Below are 18974 nucleotides of genomic sequence, written 5' to 3'. Positions count from 1 at the left end.
GACCGTAAACCAAGCCTCGGTCAGGCAGGGCGATGATCGACGCCGGGCAGGTGTGCAAGCACATTGGCCGCCCACTCGGGCAGCCATCCGGGAACCCCCGTGATCGCCATCCAGATCCACCAGATGACGCCCAGGATGGCGAAGAATCCGACCCAGAACAGCCGCTGTTGGTTGACGTGCCAGTTGAGGTAGACACGCACGTAACGCAACAACCAGGCATTGATGGACTTCGCCCACAGAAATTCGCTGGACAGTACGGCCAGCCCTGCGAGGAACAACGGGATACCACCGGGGCCCGGAATCCAGCCGGTCAAAGGGGCGGCGACGATCAGGGCGAAACCGAAAACGGCCACGCCGATCCGAAACCAGCGTCGTCCTGCCGGGTGAGCTTTGAGACGTGCTCGCCACCTCAGCCGATCCGGACGCTCGTAGTCCAGCCGGGTGGCCCCGCCCACTCTCAGCGACGGAGGCAAACAGTCGATCTGCCCCATGCATCCACTTTGCCACAGCGAATTCGGGAAGCTGAATTGAGAGGTATCGGTCGATTGCTTTGCGCCGACGCCGCCGGCCCGGCGATGCGGTCTAAGCTATGGCGCGTGCCTGAAGTGTTATCCATCCAGTCGGCCGTCGCCTACGGATTCGTCGGCAATTCTTGTGCGGCATTCGCGCTGCGGCGAGCCGGGATAGACGTCTGGCCGGTCGATACCGTGAACTTCTCCAACAACACCGACTACGGCACTTGGCGCGGCCCGATAATGACCATCGAGCAGGTCACCGATGTCGTCAAGGGCGTGGACGAGCGGGGCGTACTCGCTCGGGTGGACGCGGTGCTATCCGGCTACCAGGGTGCGCCGGACATGGGCAAGGCCATCTTGGACGCTGTCCGGTTGACCCGGGAACGCAACCCGGAGGCGATCTACTGCTGCGACCCGGTGATGGGCGATGCCGATCTCGGCTTCTATGCGGCCGCCGGCATCCCCGAGTTCATGCGCGAGCGCGTGGTCGCCGAGGCCACCGTGATGACCCCGAACCTCTTTGAACTGGAGTACCTCACCGACTGCGCGCCCTCGACATTCACCGACGTGTTGGACGCCGTGGCGAAGCTGCGCGAACGCGGCCCCGAAACAGTGCTGGTGACCTCGGTGGTCGGCTTCGACGACGATGTCGACGGTATGCGGATGGTCGCTCAGAACGGTTCCCAAACCTGGCAGGTCGTCACGCCGATGATCGACCAGAAGTTCACCGGTTCGGGAGATCTGACCAGCTCCTTGTTCTTGGCGAGCCTACTGAACGGCGAATCGCTGGGGGAGGCCCTCTCGTCGGTCGCCTCTGCGGTGTACTCGGTGCTCAAGCGCACCAATGAGCTCGGACGCCGCGAACTCGCGCTCGTCCAGGCTCAAGACGAGATGGTCGCGCCGAGCCACCGATTTGAGGCCGAGCAAATCGCTTAGTGCGTGGCGGGTGCCGGCGCAAACCGAAACCAGAGCTGCGCTTTTCGGCGACCTGCAATCCGCAACCCGCAGCTCACCGGCGGCAGATGCCTCTGGTCGTAGAGCAGCAGATGTCTCTAGTCGTAGAACGGTGTGATCTGGGCGCCCAGGGCGTTGAGCCGGGTCGGTAGGTCCTCGTAGCCGCGATTGATCACATAGACGTCGCGCAGCACCGAATCGCCGCGTGCGGCCAACATGGCCAGCAAGATGCACACCGCCGGCCGCAAGGCCGGGGGAGAGACCATCTCGCGGGCCCGCCAGGCGGTCGGTCCGGTGACGTTCAACCGATGCGGGTCGAGCAGCTGCACGTTGGCGCCCAGCTTGCTCAACTCGACCAGGTGGATGGCCCGGTTCTCGTAAACCCAGTCGTGAATGAGGGTCTGCCCCTGCGCGCATGCGGCGATGACCGCGAAGAACGGCAGATTGTCGATATTGAGGCCGGGGAACGGCATCGGATGGATCTTGTCTTTATGAGCGTGCAGCGCCGAAGGCTGCACGGTGATATCGACCAACCGGGTGAACCCGTTACCGGACCGGTATTCGGGACTCACCTGAAATTGCAGCCCCATCTCTTCCAAGATGGCGAGCTCGATCTCCAAGAATTCGATGGGGGAGCGCGTGATCGTCATCTCCGAATGGGTGACGACCGCGGCGGTGATCAGGCTCATGGCCTCGATCGGATCTTCCGAGATGGTGTAGGTGACATCCTTGTTGATCTCGGATTGGCCCTGCACCCGCAAGGTGGTCGTGCCGATGCCTTCGATCTCGATGCCCAGCATCGTCAAGAAGACGCAGAGGTCTTGCACCATATAGTTCGGTGAGGCATTGCGGATCACGGTTTGGCCCGGCGTCATGGCGGCGGCCATCAAGGCATTCTCGGTGACGGTGTCGCCGCGCTCGGTCAGCACGATCGAATGCTGAGGCACGGTACGCGACATGGTGGCGTGATAGCTGCCCTCGGTGGCCACCACGTCGAGGCCGAATGCGTGCAGGGCCTGCATATGCGGTTCGACCGTGCGCGCTCCCAGCTGGCAGCCGCCCGCATACGGCAGCTCGAAGGAATCGGAGATATGCATCAGCGGTCCCAAGAACATGATGATGCTGCGGGTCCGGCGGGCGGCCGCGGCGTCCATATTGGCGAGATTGAGCACCTCGGGACGCACGATCGTCAGGTCGGTCTCGTCGGTGGACCAGGTCACCTCGACCCCGATGCTCTCCAGCACCTCGATGAGCCGGTTGACCTCTTCGATATGAGCGATACCGCGCAGCCGGGTGCGTCCGCGGTTGAGCAGGCTGGCGCACAGCAGCGCGACCGCTGCGTTCTTGGACGAGCGGGTCGTGATCGATCCGGAAAGCGGGCGTTCTCCCACGATGGACAGATTCATCGCATTGTGGCCACCGGGCACGATCAGCGGTGATTCGAGGGCCTGGGCGATGCGATTGATCATCTCGAGGGAGAGATTCTGATTGCCCGATTCGATGCGGTGGATGGCACTTTGGCTGGTACTCAGCAACGACGCGAGCTCGTTTTGGGTGAGGCCGCGCTGTTTACGCGCGTCCCGTACGAGCCGCCCGATGCTTGACGCAGTAGTCAATTGAGTCACCCCGCGAGGGTAACTCACATGTGAGATGCGTTGCAAGAAGGCTGCGTGTCCGGTGTTCATTCTCGGCGGACGATACAACATCGGTTCGCCGGGCAGCCGCGGGCGATGACCGATAGACTCAACTGCCATGAGTTCACATTTCGACGTCGTCGTGCTGGGTGCCGGGCCTGGCGGCTACGTAGCCGCGATCCGCGCCGCTCAGCTTGGACTGAAAACTGCGGTCATCGAGAAGCAATGGTGGGGAGGTGTGTGTCTCAACGTCGGCTGCATTCCGACGAAGTCACTGCTTCGTAACGCCGAGATCGCCAACATCGTGCTCCGCGATGGCAGCACCTTCGGTATCTCCGGCGACAACATATCGTTCGATTTCGGCAAGGCTTTCAGCCGCAGCCGCCAAGTCTCCGACCGAATGGTCAACGGTGTTCATTTCTTGATGAAGAAGAACAAGATTACCGAGATTCACGGCTGGGGCAACTTCGTCGATGCGAAGACCATCGCCGTCACCGCCGACGACGGTTCGGTCGACAACGTCACCTTTGACAACTGCATCATCGATGTCGGTGCCACCGCCAAACTGCTGCCCGGCACCCAGAAGTCGGCCAACGTGCTCACCTACCAGGAAATGATCCTTGCCGACCAGCTGCCGTCGTCCATCATCATCGGCGGATCCGGCGCGATCGGGACCGAGTTCGGCTACGTGTTGAACGCCTACGGGGTCGACGTCACCATCGTCGAGTTCTTGGACCGGATGGTCCCCACCGAGGACAAGGAAATCAGCGCCGAACTGGCAAAGGCGTACCGCAAACTCGGCATCAAGGTGCTCACCAGCACCGCGGTCAAGTCCGTGGTCGACACCGGCTCGGGTGTCGAGGTCACCGTCGAGCCCGCCAAAGGTGGCGAGCAGCAGGTGCTCAAGGCCGACAAGATGCTCCAGGCCATGGGATTCGCCCCTCGCATCGACGGATACGATCTCGACAAGACCGGCGTGAAACTCACCGAGCGGGGCGCCATCGAAATCGACGACAACTGCCGCACCAGCGTGCCGGGCATTTTCGCCATCGGTGACGTCACCGCCAAGATGATGCTCGCCCACGCCGCAGAGGCGCAAGGCGTGGTGGCGGCCGAGACCATCGCCGGAGTCGAGACCATGCCGGTCAACTACGCGATGATTCCACGTGCCACTTACTGCCAGCCGCAGATCGGCTCCTTCGGTCTGTCGGAACAGCAGGCCAAGGACGCCGGCTACGACATCAAGGTCGCGAAGTTCCCCTTCTCCGCGAACGGCAAGGCGTGGGGGCTGGGCGAAGCGGTCGGTTTCGTGAAGCTGATCGTCGAGGCGCAGTACAACGAGATCTTGGGCCTGACCATGATCGGGCCGGATGTCACCGAATTGCTGCCGGAACTTCAGCTGGCCCAGCAGTGGGATCTGACGGCGGACGAAGTTGCTCGTGTCGTACACGCACACCCGACCCTGTCGGAGGCTTTGAAGGAAGTCGTCGAGGGCGCCGCCGGTCACATGATCAATCTGTGACCCGGCACGGCTGATCCCCGTCGCGGGGTGCTCAGTCGACAACGCGGCCCGGCAGCAGGAGACGTCCTCTGCCGGGCCGTTACTCGTCCGATAGCAGAAGCGTGATCGACCGCCTGTTACGGTTACATTTCGATCGAGTGGTCCGGGCTGAGACGACCACGTATAACCTACGGTGCAGTAATAGTGTGCGATGCACGATGCTTGGGGCGGATCTGTTGATGAACGTATCCATGACGGATCAAGAGACTCGGCCCTGGCGAGAAACTTTGTGAAAGAGGTTCTTTATGAAGCGCAGTCTGGCCGCGGTCGCGGCTGCGACTCTGTCGCTGTCGTTGCTGGCCGGTTGTGGCGGCTCCGATGGTGCAGATAGCGATGTCGTCAAAGTCGGTGTCAACTACGAGCTTTCGGGCAATGTTGCGACCTACGGTGACGCCAGCGTCAAGGGTGTCGAGATGGCATTCGAAGAGATCAACGCTGCCGGCGGTATCAACGGCAAGCAGGTTGAGATGGTCAAGTACGACACCAAGTCCGAGCCCGCCGAGGCAACGACCCTGGCAACCAAGCTGATGACCCAGGACAAGGTCGTCACGGTCATCGGCCCGGCCACCTCGGGTTCGTTCAAGGCCACCATTCCCGTCGCCAACCAGAACGAGATCCCGGTTGTTTCCGGTTCGGCCACCGCCGAGGACACCACCGTCAGCAATGGCCAGGTGCAGGAGTACGCCTTCCGTACCTGCTTCTCCGACAACTTCCAAGGCACCGCGATGGCCAACTTCGCGTCCAACGAATTGGACGTGACCAACGCGGTCGTCATCAAGGACACGTCTTCCGACTACGCCAAGGGCCTGGCCGAGAACTTCACGAACCAGCTGCAGGAAAATGGCGGCAGCGTCGTTGGTGAAGAGGGCTACGTTGCCGGTGACACCGACTTTCAGGCGATCCTGACCCGTATCAAGGGTCAGAGCTTCGACGCCATCTACCTGCCCGGCTACTACAACGAGGTCGGCCTGATCATCAAGCAGGCCCGTGAGCTCGGTATCACCGCACCCATCCTCGGTGGTGACGGATACGAGTCTCCGACCTTGCTGCAACTGGCCGGCGCCGATGCGCTGAACGACGTGTACTACACGAACCACTACTCCTCGCTGGACGAGGGCAACACCAAGGTTGCCGACTTCACCCAGAACTTCCAGGAGAAGTACAACGCCGAGCCCGATGCCTTCGCGGCGCTGGGTTATGACACCGCCTACTTCGTTGCCGACGCGATCGGCCGGGCCGGTGACCTGAGTGGCGAGGCCGTCAAAGATGCGATGGCGTCGACCACCGACTTCGAAGGCGTTACCGGAACCTTCAGCATCAACGAGAACCACGACCCGGATAAGGCGGCACTGGTGATCGGTTTGACCGACGGTGTTCCGTCATCGGCGGTTGAGGCTGCATAATCAGGCACTGCGTGGGGTGAGGGTCGGCGAGCAGCTCCCTCACCCCACGCTCATGCCCCGGATGGGAAGAACCATATGGATCAGATACTCCAACAGCTAGTCAACGGATTGTCGTTGGGCAGCATCTATGCGCTGATAGCGCTCGGTTACACGATGGTGTACGGCATCATCCAGCTGATCAACTTTGCCCATGGCGACATCTACATGGTCGGCGCCTACGTGGGATACGCCTGCATGACGCATCTCAATCTCGGGTTCTTCACGTCGCTCGTGGTGGCGATGGCGGCTTGCGCGGTGCTGGGTGTGCTGGTGGAACGCATTGCCTACAAGCCGTTGCGCAATTCGACACGAATCGCTGTCTTGATCACCGCGATCGGGATGTCGCTGCTGCTCGAATACACCATGATGTATTTCGTCGGTGCTCAGGTGCGCTCGTATCCCGAGCTGCCCGGCTTCATGAGCGAGGTCTTCCACGTCGGCTCGGTGACCATCACCTCGCTGCAGATCGTCATCGTCGCCATCTCGGTGATCTTGATGATCGCCTTGCAGTTCATCATCAAGCGCACTCGGCTCGGCAAGGCCATGCGCGCGGTCTCGCAAGACCGTGACGCTGCGCGGCTGATGGGCATCAGCGTCGACAACACCATCTCATTCACTTTCGCGCTGGGCTCGGCACTCGCCGGGGCCGCCGGAGTGCTGGTCGGCGTCTACTACAACTCCATCAACCCCCTGATGGGCATCATGCCCGGTCTGAAGGCGTTCGTCGCGGCGGTGCTGGGCGGTATCGGACTGATCCCCGGCGCGCTCATCGGTGGCTACCTGATCGGGGTGGCGGAAACCATCGTGTCCGGTCTCGGCTTCTCGACATTCAGGGACGCCGTCGTCTTCTCCGTCCTCATCATCGTCCTGATCGTCAAACCCAGCGGGCTGCTGGGCAAGAACGTGCGGGAGAAGGTCTAAATGAACCCGCGTCTACGTACTTTCCTGACCCGGGCCGCCGTTTTGGCGGCCAGCTACCTGATCGTCCTGCTGCTGATCTCGGTCGGCGTGATCAACGCCTACATCCAGGCGACCCTGGTCACCATCTGCGTCAACATCATGCTGGCGGTGAGCCTCAACCTGGTGACCGGTTTTACCGGTCAGCTGTCCTTGGGCCACGCCGGTTTCATGGCGGTGGGCGCCTACTCGACCGCCTTGATAACGATCTCGATCCCCACCATTTGGGGGTTCATCCTGGGGCTGATCACCGGCGGCGTGCTGGCCGCCCTGCTCGGTTTCCTGATCGGTGTGCCGACCCTGCGGTTACGCGGTGACTACCTCGCAATCGCCACCTTGGGGATGGCCGAGATCATCCGCGTGATCCTGCTCAACGTCGGCTTCACCAACGGTGCCGCCGGGCTGTCCGGCATTCCCCAGTTCGTGAACTGGAGCTGGCTGTTCGTGCTGACCGTTGGCACGGTCGTGCTCATCTCGAACTTCATCAACTCCCGTCAGGGACGCGGCAGTCTCGCGGTGCGAGAGGACGAGATCGCAGCCGAGTCGATCGGCGTCCGTTCCACCAAGGTGAAGACGATGGCCTTCATGGTCGGCGCCTTCTTCGGTGCGATCGCCGGCGGGGTCTACGCGTCCTACTTCTATTTCTTGAAACCGGACCTGTTCGGGTTCATGCAGTCGATCAACATCTTGGTCATCGTCGTTCTCGGCGGGCTGGGTTCGGTGTCCGGATCGATCATCGCGGCGGTGCTGCTGGCCATCGTGTCCAGCATGCTGCAGCCGTTCCCCGAGGTCCGGATGATCATCTATTCGGCCGTCCTGGTGCTTCTGATGGTCTTCCGGCCGCAAGGCATCATGGGTTCGAAGGAGCTGTCGCTGAAGCTTCTGGGCCGGATCATTCCCAGACGGCATAAGGAGAACGACGCCACCGAAGGGGCCGTCGCATGAGCCCGATTCTCGAAGTGAAAGACCTCACTCGCAACTTCGGTGGTCTGGCCGCGGTCGCCAATGTCAACATGAAGCTGGAGCACGGTGAACTGATCGGTCTGATCGGCCCCAACGGCGCCGGCAAGACCACGATCTTCAACCTGCTGACCGGGGTCTATCCGCCGTCGAGTGGCGAGATCGTCTTCAGCCCGGAGGGGTCGCCGGTATCGATCGCCGGTAAAAAACCTTTCGACATCTGCCGCGCGGGGATAGGCCGGACCTTTCAGAACATCCGGTTGTTCAAAGACCTGACGGTGCTCGATAACATCGTGATCGCGCTGGAACAAAACGAGAACTATTCGCTGGTGTCGTCGTTTCTTCATCTGCCGTCCTGGACGAAATCGCGTGACGATGTGTTGACGGCCGCCCGTGAGCTGCTCCGCCTGATCCGGCTCGACCACAAATCGTTCGACGTAGCCCGCAACCTGTCCTACGGCGAGCAGCGCCATCTGGAGATCGCCAGGGCCCTTGCCACCAATCCGAAGCTGCTGCTGCTCGACGAGCCGGCGGCAGGCATGAATCCGGCCGAAACAGCCGGGCTGACCAAGTTGATCAGTTGGATTCGTGAGAACTACCACCTGACGATCTTGTTGATCGAGCACGATATGAGTTTGGTGATGAGCATTTGTGAACGGATCTACGTGCTCGACCACGGCATCGTGATCTCGTCGGGAACCGCCGATGTGGTCCAGCATGATCCGAAGGTCATTACGGCCTATCTCGGCGAGGAGGTCAGTGATGTTTGAGATCAAGGATCTCGCCGTCAGCTTCGGCGGTATCCAGGCCCTCAAGGGCATCTCCTTGAATGTCGACGAGGGCGAGATCGTCACGTTGATCGGTGCCAACGGCGCAGGCAAGACGACGACGTTGCGTACCGCATCGGGACTGGAGCGTCCGGAATCGGGGTCGATTTGGCTCGATGGGCAAGACCTCACCAAGGTCTCGGCGCAGGATCGTGTCAAGCGGGGCCTGATTCATATTCCTGAAGGGCGCCGGGTCTTCCCGACCATGACGGTGCTGGAGAACCTCGAGCTCGGAGCCTTCTTGCGGCGCGATCGGCCTCAGATCGCCAAGGATCTGGAAGAGGTCTTCAGCCGGTTCCCGGTGCTGGCGGATCGTCGCCAGCAGGCGGCCGGTACCTTGTCGGGTGGCGAACAGCAGATGCTCGCCATGGGTAGGGCGTTGATGGCGGCGCCGAAGGTGCTGCTGATGGACGAGCCGTCGATGGGGCTTGCGCCGCTTCTGGTACAGGAGATCTTTGACATCATCGCCGGCATCAACGCCGCAGGCACGACGATTCTGCTGGTCGAACAGAACGCGAACATGGCTTTGCAAGTGGCGGGTCGCGCATATGTGATGGAAACGGGCAAGATAGTGCTGAGCGGAGAATCCGCGAAACTGATGGCGGCCGATGAAGTGCGCCAAGCGTATCTGGGAGGTTGATCAATGTTCGTCCGTTGGCGGATGACGGCTCATCCCTTCACTGTCACTCCTTCGATGACGGTGCCGGAAGCTGTCGAGATCATGCAGACTCATGGCCTGCGCAAACTGCCGGTGCTGTCCGACGGGAAATTGGTCGGCATCATTTCGCAGTCCGATATTGACCGGGCGTCGCCGTCGATGGCCACCTCGTTCAGCGCCGGTGAACTCGTCTACCTGTTCTCGAAGCTGAAAGTTTCGAAGGTGATGACCCGCGATGTGGTTACCGTCGGGCCCGATGCGCTGCTGGAAGAGGCCGCGATCATCATGCGCGACCGCAAGATCGAGATCCTGCCGGTGGTCGAGGACGGCGAGCTGGTCGGTGTCATCACCGAATCTGATCTGCTGGATGCTTTCATCGAGCTGAACGGCGCCCGCGTGAAGGGCACCCGGCTGGTCATTGAGGCGGACGATCAGCCCGGCGTGCTGGCCCGGATCGCGTCCATCACCGGCGCTATCCGCACCAATATCACCCATGTGGCGGTCTACCGCAGTGGTCTGGAGCGCAGCCTGGTCGTGTTGGGCGTGAACACCCTCAACACCGATGATCTGGAGAAGCAGATCTCGGACGCAGGCTTCACTCTGAAGTACCGCCTGCGCAACGAGTGACCGTTCGCTCGCTTCGTGCTCGTAACGCATTGCTGGGCGCTCCTATCGCGCCTAAGTCTTCGAACGCTCGCGTAAAATTCCAAACGCTCGCCGTAACTTAGGTTGCTCGCGTTGCAACAGCAGCAAACTCGGTTTGAGTAGGCGTTGTGCACGACGGTGAGCGTCTGGAGGATCGCGGAATCGCCGCGCGCTCAGGCGTAGCGGGAGGCCGTTTCGACTGCGGCTTCGCCGTAGTAGCCGCCGAACAGTTCGGCGTGGACGAGCAACGGATGCAGCTGGTGCAAGCCGGTCCGATCTCGCCAATCCTGGTCCAGTCCGGCAGCCTCGGCGTAGGCATCTTCTATTCGGCGCAGCTCGCCGAAGCCGAAGAGTGCGAGCATGGCGAGGTCGGTCTGGCCGTGACCGCCATGGGCGGCCGGATCGATCATCACGTAGCGGTCGCCGTCGCCCAGCACGTAGCGGTCGCCGTCGCCCAGCACGTTGCCGGCCCATAGGTCGCCATGGATGCGGGCAGGTGGGCGTCCGTCGTCGAATTCGCCGTCGCGTAGCCGCTGGCACACCCGTTCGATGATGCGCATGCCGTCCGCGTGGAGCGAGCCTTTCTCGTGCGCTGCCCTGGCGTGGGGGAGCAGCCGCAGTTCCGCATAGAACTCGCCCCATCGCTCGTAGTGCCCGAGCTGGAGACGGGCATGCCCTATCCATCCGGGAGTCGTGGCATCCCAGCCATCCGGCGCGGCACCGAAAGCCGATGCGCCCGCCTGATGGGTCGCCCAGAGCGCTCGTCCGAATTCTTCTGCCGCCTGGGGCGGGGGAGTGATTTGTGAGCAGCGGGCGGTGATCAGTTCGTGGTCATTCCAGTCGATCACCTGTGTCACGGCTGCTCCGTCGTCGGCCGCGGCCAGCCAGTCGAGGCAACGTACCTCCCATTCGATCTGCTGGGGATCGCCTCGTTTGGTAAATGTGGGTGCTGTCATCTGGTTTCTCCTCTCGTCCGCCTGTGGGGCTGTCTGAGTAGTTATCGAAGCCTGCGCGTTTCCGCCGGCTGTCGAATCACCCAACGAACAGACTTGTCTGTGCTCACTCATTGTGCGACGGGCCACCAGGCGAGTCAGGGAATCGGCGAGGATTCCTCGCACCGTGGTCAGTCCAGATCACGCCAGATCTGGTCACCTGGCGTAGGTTCCGCCTCGCCCGCGGTGAGCGCGGCAAGGTTGGCTTTCGTCTTGTTCAATCGCTCCCGATCGTCGGGTACCGCGATCGTCAGCGTGACATTGTCTGCGTGGTAGTCGACCGAATGGACGAGCACTCCGGTTGCGCGCAGGCGGGTTTCGACGCGGGCGGCCTCGGCGATCGGCAGTGCCGTGGTGATCAGACGCATCCGCTGACGGGTGACGAATGCCGCGGCGTCCAGTACTGCTGCGGCTGCGTCCGAGTAGGCCTGCACCAGACCGCCGGCGCCGAGCTTGATACCACCGAAATAGCGGACGACAGCGACGACCACATCCGACAGATCGGTGCGGCCGTGGGCGATCTGACGAGCCGTGATGGCCTTGAGGATGGGTGCGCCTGCCGTGCCCGAGGGTTCGCCGTCGTCGCTGGAGCGCTGGGTTTCGCGCGCGGCACCCAGCACGAAGGCGTGACATACGTGCCTCGCCTCCCGGTGAGCGTGACGAATGTCATCGAGAAACCGGCGTGCCTGCTCCTCGGTCGAAGCGCGGGCCGCGAAGCCCAGAAATCGCGATCTCTTGATCTCGAATTCGCTGGCGGGCCGCGCGCCCTGCTTGAGAGTCGTGTATAGATTCATCAGGCTTGCGGCCGGACGAAGACCGGCCGGCCGGCGGTGGAGGCCGCCCGGTCAAAGTGGTAACCATCGGCGTCGAACTCACGAAGCTTGCGAACGCTGCGCACCCGATTACGGACGATCCACCCGGCCATCGCACCGCGGGCCTGCTTGGCGAAGAACGAGACCATCCGGCGCTTGCCCGACGGATTGACCTCCTCGAACCTGGGGGAGATGATCGGAACGTCAAGTATCTTTGGATCGACCACCCCGAAATACTCGTTGGACGCGAGGTTGATCACGGCCTCGGCACCGGGTGCGTCCGCGAGATCCTGCTTGAGGATTTCGCTCGGTAGCTCGCCCCAATATTGATAGAGGTCACGAGCGTGAGCCGTCTTGAGCGGGATGCCCATCTCCAGCCGGTAGGGCTGAATCAGGTCGAGCGGGCGCAGCACCCCGTACAGTCCGGACAGGATGCGCACCGTCTTCTGCGCCTCAGTGAAGTCTCGTTCGCCGAAGGTGTGCGGAGCGTCCATGCCACGGTAGACGTCACCGTTGAAGGCGAGAATCGCCGCGCGTGCGTTCTTGGTCGTGAACGGCAACTCGAAGTCGCGGTACCGGGCATGATTGAGGACGGCCAGTTCGTCCGAAATCTTCATCAGCTTCGACAACTCGTCCGGTGACTTGGTGCGGAGTACGTCGATGAGCTCGGCGGAGTGATCGAGGAACCTGGGCTCGGTGTGCTTGCGGGTGGCAGGCCGCGAGGTGAAGTCGAGGCTTTTGGCAGGGGAGAGCAGCACGAGCATTCCTCTACGCTACTGGAGATCTCTTCCGGCGGCGGTACTGCTGGGCCGGATAGAAGATAGGCCTCGGGCGGCGGCCCTTCAGATTTCTGGAATCGGCAGTCGACGATGCAGCTTCTTACTCGTTGTCGGGATGCGCCACGATGCGCGTCACGTTGGCAGGCCTATCGAGTGTCGAATCCCGGCGTTGGACCGACTGGATATCGTGGCTATGGCCTTTCGACGAACAGCCCGGGAATCCCGGCGGCAGTGAGGACACCAGCGATGACTGAAACTGGAATGACCGGCGGGCACTCGGCTGACCAGCACGATGTAATCAAGGTTCGCGGCGCCCGCGAAAACAATCTGACCGGCATTGATGTCGACATCCGTAAACGCCGGCTGACGGTATTCACCGGATTGTCGGGTTCGGGAAAGAGCTCGCTGGTTTTCGACACCATCGCCGCGGAGTCCCAGCGGATGATCAACGAGACCTACAGCGCGTTCGTGCAGGGCTTCATGCCGGCTCTCGATCGTCCCGACGTTGACCAACTGGAGGGGTTGACGACCGCGATCGTCGTCGACCAGGAACGGCTCGGTGCCAATTCGCGTTCCACACTTGGGACCGCGACGGACGCGAATGCTCTGCTCAGGCTGCTGTTCAGCCGGCTTGCGACGCCGCATATCGGTGGCCCCCAGGCGTATTCGTTCAACACCCCGTCTGTGTCGGGGTCGGGTGCCGTCAGGGTTCAGAAGAACAACGAATCCCGGGCGCAAAAGCGGACATATACCCTTGTCGGAGGCATGTGTCCGCGCTGTGAGGGAATGGGATCGGTCTCGGATCTCGACCTCACCGAACTCTATGACGACTCCAAGTCGCTCAACGAGGGGCCTTTCAAGGTGCCCGGCTATTCCATGGACGGTTGGTACGGCAGGATCTTCAAGGGGTCCGGATATTTCGACCCCGACAAGCCCATCCGCGACTATTCGAAGCGCGAGCTGCACGATCTGCTGTACCGGGAACCGACCAGGATCAAGGCTGAGGGCGTCAACGTCACCTATGAAGGACTGATCCCGAAGATCACCAAATCGATGCTGCAGAAAGATCCGGAGTCGATGCAGCCGCACATCCGGGCCTTCGTGGAGCGGGCGGTGACTTTTCAAACTTGCCCGGACTGCGGCGGCACCCGGCTCGCGGAACCTGCCCGCAATTCGAAGATCAATGGCTGCTCGATCGGTGATGTCTGTGCGATGCAGATCACGGATCTGGCCGACTGGATTCGTGGGGTGGACGATCCGTCGGCTGCACCCTTGCTGAACGGGATCGGCCAGCTGCTGGACTCGTTCGTTGAGATCGGTCTGGGGTATCTGAGTCTGGATCGTCCGGCCGGGACGTTGTCCGGGGGAGAGGCGCAACGTACGAAGATGGTCCGCCATCTCGGGTCGTCGTTGACCGATGTGACCTACGTGTTCGATGAGCCGACCGTCGGGCTTCATCCGCACGACATTCAGCGGGTCAATGGGTTGCTGCTGCGGCTTCGTGACAAGGGCAACACGGTGCTGGTGGTCGAACACAAACCCGAGGTGATCGCCGTAGCCGACGAGATCGTGGACCTGGGGCCGGGAGCCGGATCCGGCGGCGGTCAGATCGTCTTCCAGGGTAGCTTTGACGAACTGCGCGCCAGCGGCACCTTGACCGGACGCCATATCGACGACCGGGTCGCGTTGAAATCCGGGGTGCGGGAGGCGTCCGAGCAGTTGGAGATCCGCGGCGCGTCCACCCATAATCTGCGCGATGTCGACGTCGATATCCCGCTCGGGGTGCTGACCGTGGTGACCGGAGTCGCCGGGTCGGGCAAGAGCTCGCTCATTCACGGAGCGCTCGGCGGCAGGGACGACGTGATCGAGATCGATCAGACCGCGATCAAGGGTTCCAGGCGGTCGAATCCGGCCACCTACACCGGTGCGCTGGACGCGATCCGCAAGACCTTCGCCAAGATCAACGGGGTGAAACCGGCATTGTTCAGCGCCAACTCTGAGGGGGCCTGCCTGGCCTGCAACGGCGCAGGGGTCATCTACACCGACCTTGGATTCATGGCCACGGTGGCCAGCCGCTGCCAAGAGTGCGATGGCAAGCGCTATCAGCCTGCGGTGCTCGAATATCGGGTCGCCGGACGTAACATCGCCGAAGTACTCGATCTGCCGATGTCCGAGGCATTGGAATACTTTTCCGATGGAGAGGCGAAAACTCCCGCGGCGAAGAAGATCTTGCAGCACCTCGTCGATGTGGGACTGGGGTATCTTACCCTGGGCCAGCCGCTCACCACCTTGTCAGGAGGCGAACGCCAACGGCTGAAATTGGCCAGCAGAATGGGGGAGAAGGGCGGCATTTACGTGCTGGACGAACCCACCTCAGGTCTGCACCTGGCCGATGTCGAGCAGCTTCTGGGGTTGCTTGACAAGCTCGTAGACGCAGGCAAGACGGTGATCGTCATCGAGCATCATCAGGCCGTGATGGCTCACGCCGATTGGATCATCGACCTCGGCCCGGGCGCCGGATCCGAAGGCGGCGAGATCGTCTTCGCCGGCACGCCCGCCGAGCTGGTTTCCGGACGCTCAACCTTGACTGGCCAGCATCTGGCGTCCTATGTCGGTCAAGCATGATCGTATGCCACGGATGACGAAGGACGGACGGTCGGAATGCGCGACCCGACGGCCCGGCATCTGGCAGCCCGCATCAAATCGAGCCGTTCTGGTCGAGAATGTTGAGCCCGTCAGCCGTTCTGCCGTGGCCGGACAAAGTATCGGGAGTGATCTGCGGAACCGTGATGCCAGAGGTTTGATTTTGGCCGGTTGGATCATGAGACGTTATCTCAGAGGCGCAGCTCATATTTAGGTTCTGAGCCGAACACCCATGACTGCCCACATATGACCGATAAGAAACATTATGTCAAAACGCGAGAAAGAGATGCTCCCTCAGCGGTCCTCACGTCGTTCCCAGGGATCCTTCAAAGCGTCGTCGTAAGCAAGTATGCGTCATAGAGCGATCCTGTGGCCGTGCCCGTGTCGACGCAAACTAAGCTGCCTCCTGACGTCCGCGTCGTGGGCGCCTGGAGAGAAAGGCTGGGACAACGAGCAGGATAGAAAAACCGGCATTGTTCAGTCGCTCGTTCGTCCAGCTGTGGGGCATCAATTTCACGGTGATGCTGACCTATTACAGCCTGATGGTCGGCATTGGCCCCTATGTGATGAACCGATTCCAGGTCTCCCCCGCCACCGCCGGACTGGTCGCCGGAATCACCGTCATCGGCATCCTGATCAGCCGTGCGGCCTCCGGCTTTTTATGGACGAGGTTCAGCTCGCGCCAGCTATTGTTCGCAGGTCTGGCCGTCATCGTCCCGGCTGTCGCGCTGTACGGCTTTGCCGGAAGCGTCGGTCTCATTTTGATTCTGCGGCTCGTCCATGGTCTGGGCACGGGATTGATCGGCACCGTGTCGAATACGGCGGTCGTGTTCACCTTGCCGACGACCCGGCGCGGAGAGGGAATCGGCTACTTCACCCTGAGCAATATCGTGGCCACCGCACTCGGCCCGTTCTGCGGACTGCTGATCGTCCATCTGTCGGGCTACCAGGCACTGTTCATCGCCGAGGTCGTCGTCGCACTGATAGGGCTCGCAGCGGTGCTTACCGTACGTTCCGGCACGATCCCCGATCCCCCGGCCGCGAAATCGGTCAAACCGAAGCGCAGCGTGCTGACCACCATGATCGAGCCCGCTACTGTGCCGCTCTCACTAGTGATGACCTGGGTGTCGATGGGATACGCCGCCATCAACGTCGACCTTGCACTACTCGCTAGTGAGCGCCGGCTGACCGCCTATTCGAGCATCTTCTTCCTGGTCTATGCTGCGGTCGTTCTGGTCTCGCGGCCGATCGCAGGCCGTGTGATGGACGCGCACAGCGAGCACCACATCATCTATCCCGCGATGGCTGTCTTCGCATTCGGGCTGGTAGCTATCGGCCTCTCGTACTCGGGCGCTCCACTTTTGATGGCGGCAGCACTATGCGGGATAGGATTCGGCAACATCCAATCGGCGATGCAATCAGCGATCGCCCGAACAACCCCGGCTCGCCGTCTCGGCCAAGCCAACTCCACCTACTTCATCTTCTTCGACCTCGCCCTGGGGGTCGGGCCGTATCTGCTCGGGCTGATCGTCCCCTCGGTCGGCTACCAGCATCTGTTCGAGATACTCGCGGTGATGGCGCTGGCGGGCATGCCGCTCTACTACTTCGCGTATCACTCCAAGCACCGAGCCAGTGCAGTGATCGCCACAGCCTGAACCCGGAGGCATCTACCTACCGTTGAGTGGTGGCGGCGAGGGCCCCTGGCGCGAGAGAACACCTCAGGTGTGCTGCTGTGACCGTGGCGATCGTGAAACCCGCCGGAACAGGACAGGGGTGGTGTGCCGATCGGTGCGGGCACTCGTCCACAACGGCAAGGTGTTGGCCGTCGGGCACAACCGCCGCGAGCAGATGAACAGTGCGATCCGTCATGGTGAGACGGACTGCCTCGAGAATGCCGGGCGGCTGCCGGCCAAGGTCTATCGCGAGTGCACCCTCTCCCCCTGCTTTATGTGTGCCGGTGCCGCAATCTTGTACGAAATCCCGCGCATCGTGATCGGCGAGAACCGCAACTTCCAGGTCTCCGAAGACTGGCTGAGGTCGAACGGCAAGGAGTTGGTCATCGCCGACGATCCGACTTGCGTCTCGCTCATGGAGAAGATGATCGCCGAGCGCCCCGAGATGTGAGCCGAGGACATCGGTGAGGAAGCCTGAGCCGGTGCTTGCCTCTGGTTCGTCACTATCCTCAGTGCGTCATTGTGTAGGTTAAGCGCCTGTCATGGGCTCAGAAGCGCCACGATGATGTCGGGATGAGAGTTTCCCACCAAGGTGGTGGTAAATCCATCGTCGATGAGCTAATATCTGAACAACTATTCAGATGTTCTGATAATGCGAGGTGCAGATGCCCCACACGGACGAGATCGCTCGGGTCGCGGCCCTGTTCAAGCTGCTGGGCGACCCGACGCGCACAGCGTTGCTCTATGCGTTGCTCGAAACCGGCGAACTCTATGTCTCTGATTTGGCTGTGACAACGGGTAACAGTGAATCTACCGTGTCGCAGGCGCTGCGTCTGCTGCGCGCTTCCGGGGTCGTCTCCACCCGCCGAGACGGCCGCAAGATCTGGTATCGGCTGTCGGACGAGCACGTGCGCGAGTTGCTCAACGTCACTCTCGAGCACGCCACACATTCGGAGGCTACCGAGGAGGTTCACGCATGAGTGGGCATCCGCACTCCGACGGTCACGCCGTCTCGGCAGCCGGTAAGCATCGCACCCGGCTGATCATCACGTTCGCGTTGGTGGCGGGCTTCTTCGTGATCGAGCTGCTGGCCGCGCTCAGTTCTGGTTCGCTGGCTCTGCTGGGTGATGCCGGGCACATGGCGGCCGACGTCACGACGCTCGGCGCTGCCCTGCTCGCCGTTCATCTCGCTCCCAAAGTGGACAAGCATGGACGCCGTACCTTCGGCAACTACCGCGCCGAGGTCTTTGCGTCCGGTCTGGCCGTGCTCATCATGCTCGTTGTGGCGATCTTCATCGCGCTCGAAGCCGTGCAGCGCTTCGGCAACCCGCCCCAGCCCGCGTCCGGAACCATGCTTGCCGTCGGCATTCTCGGCCTGGCCATCAATATCGTGAGCATGTTCTTGCTGCGCGAAGGGTCGTCCGAAAGCCTGAACGTCAAGGGCGCCTACCTTGAGGTACTCGCCGACGCACTCGGCTCGGTCGGGGTCATCGTGGCCGCGATCCTGGTCAAGGCGACCGGCAGTCCGTTGTGGGACACGATCATCGCTTTGGGTATCGCGGTTTTCGTTGCGGTCCGCGCCGCCATGCTCGGACGCGAGGTGCTGCGGGTGCTCTCCCAGGCCGCTCCCCTGGGCGTCGAGCCCGCCGAGGTCCAGGACGCTCTCGAAGATCTGCCCGGCATGGCGGAGGTACACGACCTGCACGTCTGGCAGCTGACGTCGGGCATGAATGTGGCCTCCGCTCACATCGTGACGACCGAGCCGGGCACGATGCTGGCCGCGCAGCGACTGTTACGTGATGACTTCGGCATCGGGCATGTCACCCTGCAAACCGAATCCGGCAGCCGCAGGGAATGCGACCGCGCGGACTGGTGAGCCGCTGGCCTAGCTGTACTTCCCCGCGAGGTTGTGAACGCGGTCT

Annotated in this window: 18 protein-coding genes; 13 read left to right on the top strand and 5 right to left on the bottom strand. The window is 61.9% G+C overall.

Translation table 11 applies throughout. From position 1 onward, the window contains the following. Positions 1–20: 20 nt before the first annotated feature. Complete coding sequence (locus QQ658_RS07290) at positions 21–491, bottom strand: PGPGW domain-containing protein (RefSeq protein ID WP_286026987.1); 471 nt, start codon at positions 489–491, stop codon at positions 21–23. A 105-nt stretch (positions 492–596) separates the two neighbouring features. Between QQ658_RS07290 and pdxY the strand changes: the two genes are divergently transcribed. Beyond that, positions 597–1451: a pyridoxal kinase PdxY gene (gene pdxY / locus QQ658_RS07285; RefSeq protein WP_286026986.1), complete on the top strand. Its 855-nt coding sequence runs from the start codon at positions 597–599 to the stop codon at positions 1449–1451. A 116-nt stretch (positions 1452–1567) separates the two neighbouring features. Here the strand turns inward: pdxY and QQ658_RS07280 are convergent, their stop codons facing one another. After that, positions 1568–3094 carry a helix-turn-helix domain-containing protein gene (locus tag QQ658_RS07280; protein WP_286026985.1) on the bottom strand — a complete coding sequence of 509 codons (1527 nt, stop codon included), beginning with the start codon at positions 3092–3094 and terminating at the stop codon, positions 1568–1570. A 127-nt stretch (positions 3095–3221) separates the two neighbouring features. Here QQ658_RS07280 and lpdA point away from each other — a divergent pair, with 127 nt between their 5' ends. The 7 genes from lpdA (at position 3222) to QQ658_RS07245 (ending at position 10135) form a co-directional block, all read left to right on the top strand. Next, positions 3222–4625 (top strand): dihydrolipoyl dehydrogenase, encoded by a 1404-nt coding sequence (lpdA, locus tag QQ658_RS07275; protein ID WP_286026984.1) that lies wholly within the window; start codon positions 3222–3224, stop codon positions 4623–4625. 284 nt (positions 4626–4909) lie between these two features. Continuing rightward, complete coding sequence (locus QQ658_RS07270; protein WP_286026983.1) at positions 4910–6067, top strand: ABC transporter substrate-binding protein; 1158 nt, start codon at positions 4910–4912, stop codon at positions 6065–6067. A gap of 75 nt (positions 6068–6142) precedes the next feature. Beyond that, positions 6143–7027, top strand: a complete 885-nt coding sequence (locus QQ658_RS07265; protein WP_286026982.1) for a branched-chain amino acid ABC transporter permease — start codon at positions 6143–6145, stop codon at positions 7025–7027. Then, complete coding sequence (locus QQ658_RS07260) at positions 7028–8008, top strand: branched-chain amino acid ABC transporter permease (protein ID WP_286026981.1); 981 nt, start codon at positions 7028–7030, stop codon at positions 8006–8008. Continuing rightward, on the top strand, positions 8005–8793 hold the full coding sequence (locus tag QQ658_RS07255; protein WP_286026980.1) for an ABC transporter ATP-binding protein: 789 nt from the start codon (positions 8005–8007) through the stop codon (positions 8791–8793). The genes QQ658_RS07260 and QQ658_RS07255 overlap by 4 nt, the downstream gene beginning before the upstream one ends. Next, on the top strand, positions 8786–9490 hold the full coding sequence (locus tag QQ658_RS07250; RefSeq protein WP_286026979.1) for an ABC transporter ATP-binding protein: 705 nt from the start codon (positions 8786–8788) through the stop codon (positions 9488–9490). The genes QQ658_RS07255 and QQ658_RS07250 overlap by 8 nt, the downstream gene beginning before the upstream one ends. Positions 9491–9493: 3 nt before the next feature. Further along, entirely contained in the window at positions 9494–10135 is a 642-nt protein-coding gene (locus tag QQ658_RS07245; protein WP_286026978.1) for a CBS and ACT domain-containing protein, read from the top strand. Positions 10136–10326: 191 nt separating this feature from the next. On the opposite strand, the gene QQ658_RS07240 is transcribed toward QQ658_RS07245, so the two are convergent. The 3 genes from QQ658_RS07240 to yaaA form a co-directional block, all read right to left on the bottom strand. After that, complete coding sequence (locus QQ658_RS07240) at positions 10327–11109, bottom strand: fructosamine kinase family protein (protein WP_286026977.1); 783 nt, start codon at positions 11107–11109, stop codon at positions 10327–10329. Positions 11110–11276: 167 nt separating this feature from the next. Beyond that, entirely contained in the window at positions 11277–11939 is a 663-nt protein-coding gene (locus QQ658_RS07235) for an IMPACT family protein (RefSeq protein WP_286026976.1), read from the bottom strand. Further along, positions 11939–12721, bottom strand: a complete 783-nt coding sequence (gene yaaA, locus QQ658_RS07230) for a peroxide stress protein YaaA (protein WP_286026975.1) — start codon at positions 12719–12721, stop codon at positions 11939–11941. Before yaaA ends, QQ658_RS07235 begins: the two co-directional genes overlap by 1 nt. Before the next feature lie 261 nt (positions 12722–12982). On the opposite strand from yaaA, the gene QQ658_RS07225 reads away from it, so the two are divergent. The 5 genes from QQ658_RS07225 to QQ658_RS07205 all read left to right on the top strand — a co-directional run bounded on the left by QQ658_RS07225 (position 12983) and on the right by QQ658_RS07205 (position 18928). Next, positions 12983–15361 (top strand): ATP-binding cassette domain-containing protein, encoded by a 2379-nt coding sequence (locus tag QQ658_RS07225; RefSeq protein WP_286026974.1) that lies wholly within the window; start codon positions 12983–12985, stop codon positions 15359–15361. A gap of 491 nt (positions 15362–15852) precedes the next feature. Continuing rightward, entirely contained in the window at positions 15853–17034 is a 1182-nt protein-coding gene (locus QQ658_RS07220; protein WP_286026973.1) for an MFS transporter, read from the top strand. Between the two features lie 121 nt (positions 17035–17155). Next, positions 17156–17503 (top strand): nucleoside deaminase, encoded by a 348-nt coding sequence (locus QQ658_RS07215; RefSeq protein ID WP_286026972.1) that lies wholly within the window; start codon positions 17156–17158, stop codon positions 17501–17503. 214 nt (positions 17504–17717) lie between these two features. Continuing rightward, a complete protein-coding gene (locus QQ658_RS07210) occupies positions 17718–18032 on the top strand; it encodes an ArsR/SmtB family transcription factor (protein WP_286026971.1) in 315 nt (104 codons plus the stop codon). Beyond that, entirely contained in the window at positions 18029–18928 is a 900-nt protein-coding gene (locus tag QQ658_RS07205) for a cation diffusion facilitator family transporter (protein WP_286026970.1), read from the top strand. Before QQ658_RS07210 ends, QQ658_RS07205 begins: the two co-directional genes overlap by 4 nt. Positions 18929–18974: the final 46 nt, after the last annotated feature.

Source organism: Propionimicrobium sp. PCR01-08-3 (assembly GCF_030286045.1).
Lineage (GTDB): Bacteria > Actinomycetota > Actinomycetes > Propionibacteriales > Propionibacteriaceae > Brooklawnia.
Note: the sequence above shows the minus strand (reverse complement) of the source record. Positions and strands in the feature narration are given on the sequence as shown.

Coding starts and splice junctions, on each gene's coding strand:
- yaaA (WP_286026975.1), bottom strand. CDS start 12,721: ATGCTCGTGCTGCTCTCCCCTGCCAAAAGCCTCGACTTCACCTCGCGG.
- QQ658_RS07255 (WP_286026980.1), top strand. CDS start 8,005: ATGAGCCCGATTCTCGAAGTGAAAGACCTCACTCGCAACTTCGGTGGT.
- QQ658_RS07225 (WP_286026974.1), top strand. CDS start 12,983: ATGACTGAAACTGGAATGACCGGCGGGCACTCGGCTGACCAGCACGAT.
- QQ658_RS07240 (WP_286026977.1), bottom strand. CDS start 11,109: ATGACAGCACCCACATTTACCAAACGAGGCGATCCCCAGCAGATCGAA.
- QQ658_RS07205 (WP_286026970.1), top strand. CDS start 18,029: ATGAGTGGGCATCCGCACTCCGACGGTCACGCCGTCTCGGCAGCCGGT.
- QQ658_RS07210 (WP_286026971.1), top strand. CDS start 17,718: ATGCCCCACACGGACGAGATCGCTCGGGTCGCGGCCCTGTTCAAGCTG.
- QQ658_RS07290 (WP_286026987.1), bottom strand. CDS start 491: ATGGGGCAGATCGACTGTTTGCCTCCGTCGCTGAGAGTGGGCGGGGCC.
- QQ658_RS07270 (WP_286026983.1), top strand. CDS start 4,910: ATGAAGCGCAGTCTGGCCGCGGTCGCGGCTGCGACTCTGTCGCTGTCG.
- QQ658_RS07250 (WP_286026979.1), top strand. CDS start 8,786: ATGTTTGAGATCAAGGATCTCGCCGTCAGCTTCGGCGGTATCCAGGCC.
- QQ658_RS07235 (WP_286026976.1), bottom strand. CDS start 11,939: ATGAATCTATACACGACTCTCAAGCAGGGCGCGCGGCCCGCCAGCGAA.
- lpdA (WP_286026984.1), top strand. CDS start 3,222: ATGAGTTCACATTTCGACGTCGTCGTGCTGGGTGCCGGGCCTGGCGGC.
- QQ658_RS07260 (WP_286026981.1), top strand. CDS start 7,028: ATGAACCCGCGTCTACGTACTTTCCTGACCCGGGCCGCCGTTTTGGCG.
- QQ658_RS07245 (WP_286026978.1), top strand. CDS start 9,494: ATGTTCGTCCGTTGGCGGATGACGGCTCATCCCTTCACTGTCACTCCT.
- QQ658_RS07265 (WP_286026982.1), top strand. CDS start 6,143: ATGGATCAGATACTCCAACAGCTAGTCAACGGATTGTCGTTGGGCAGC.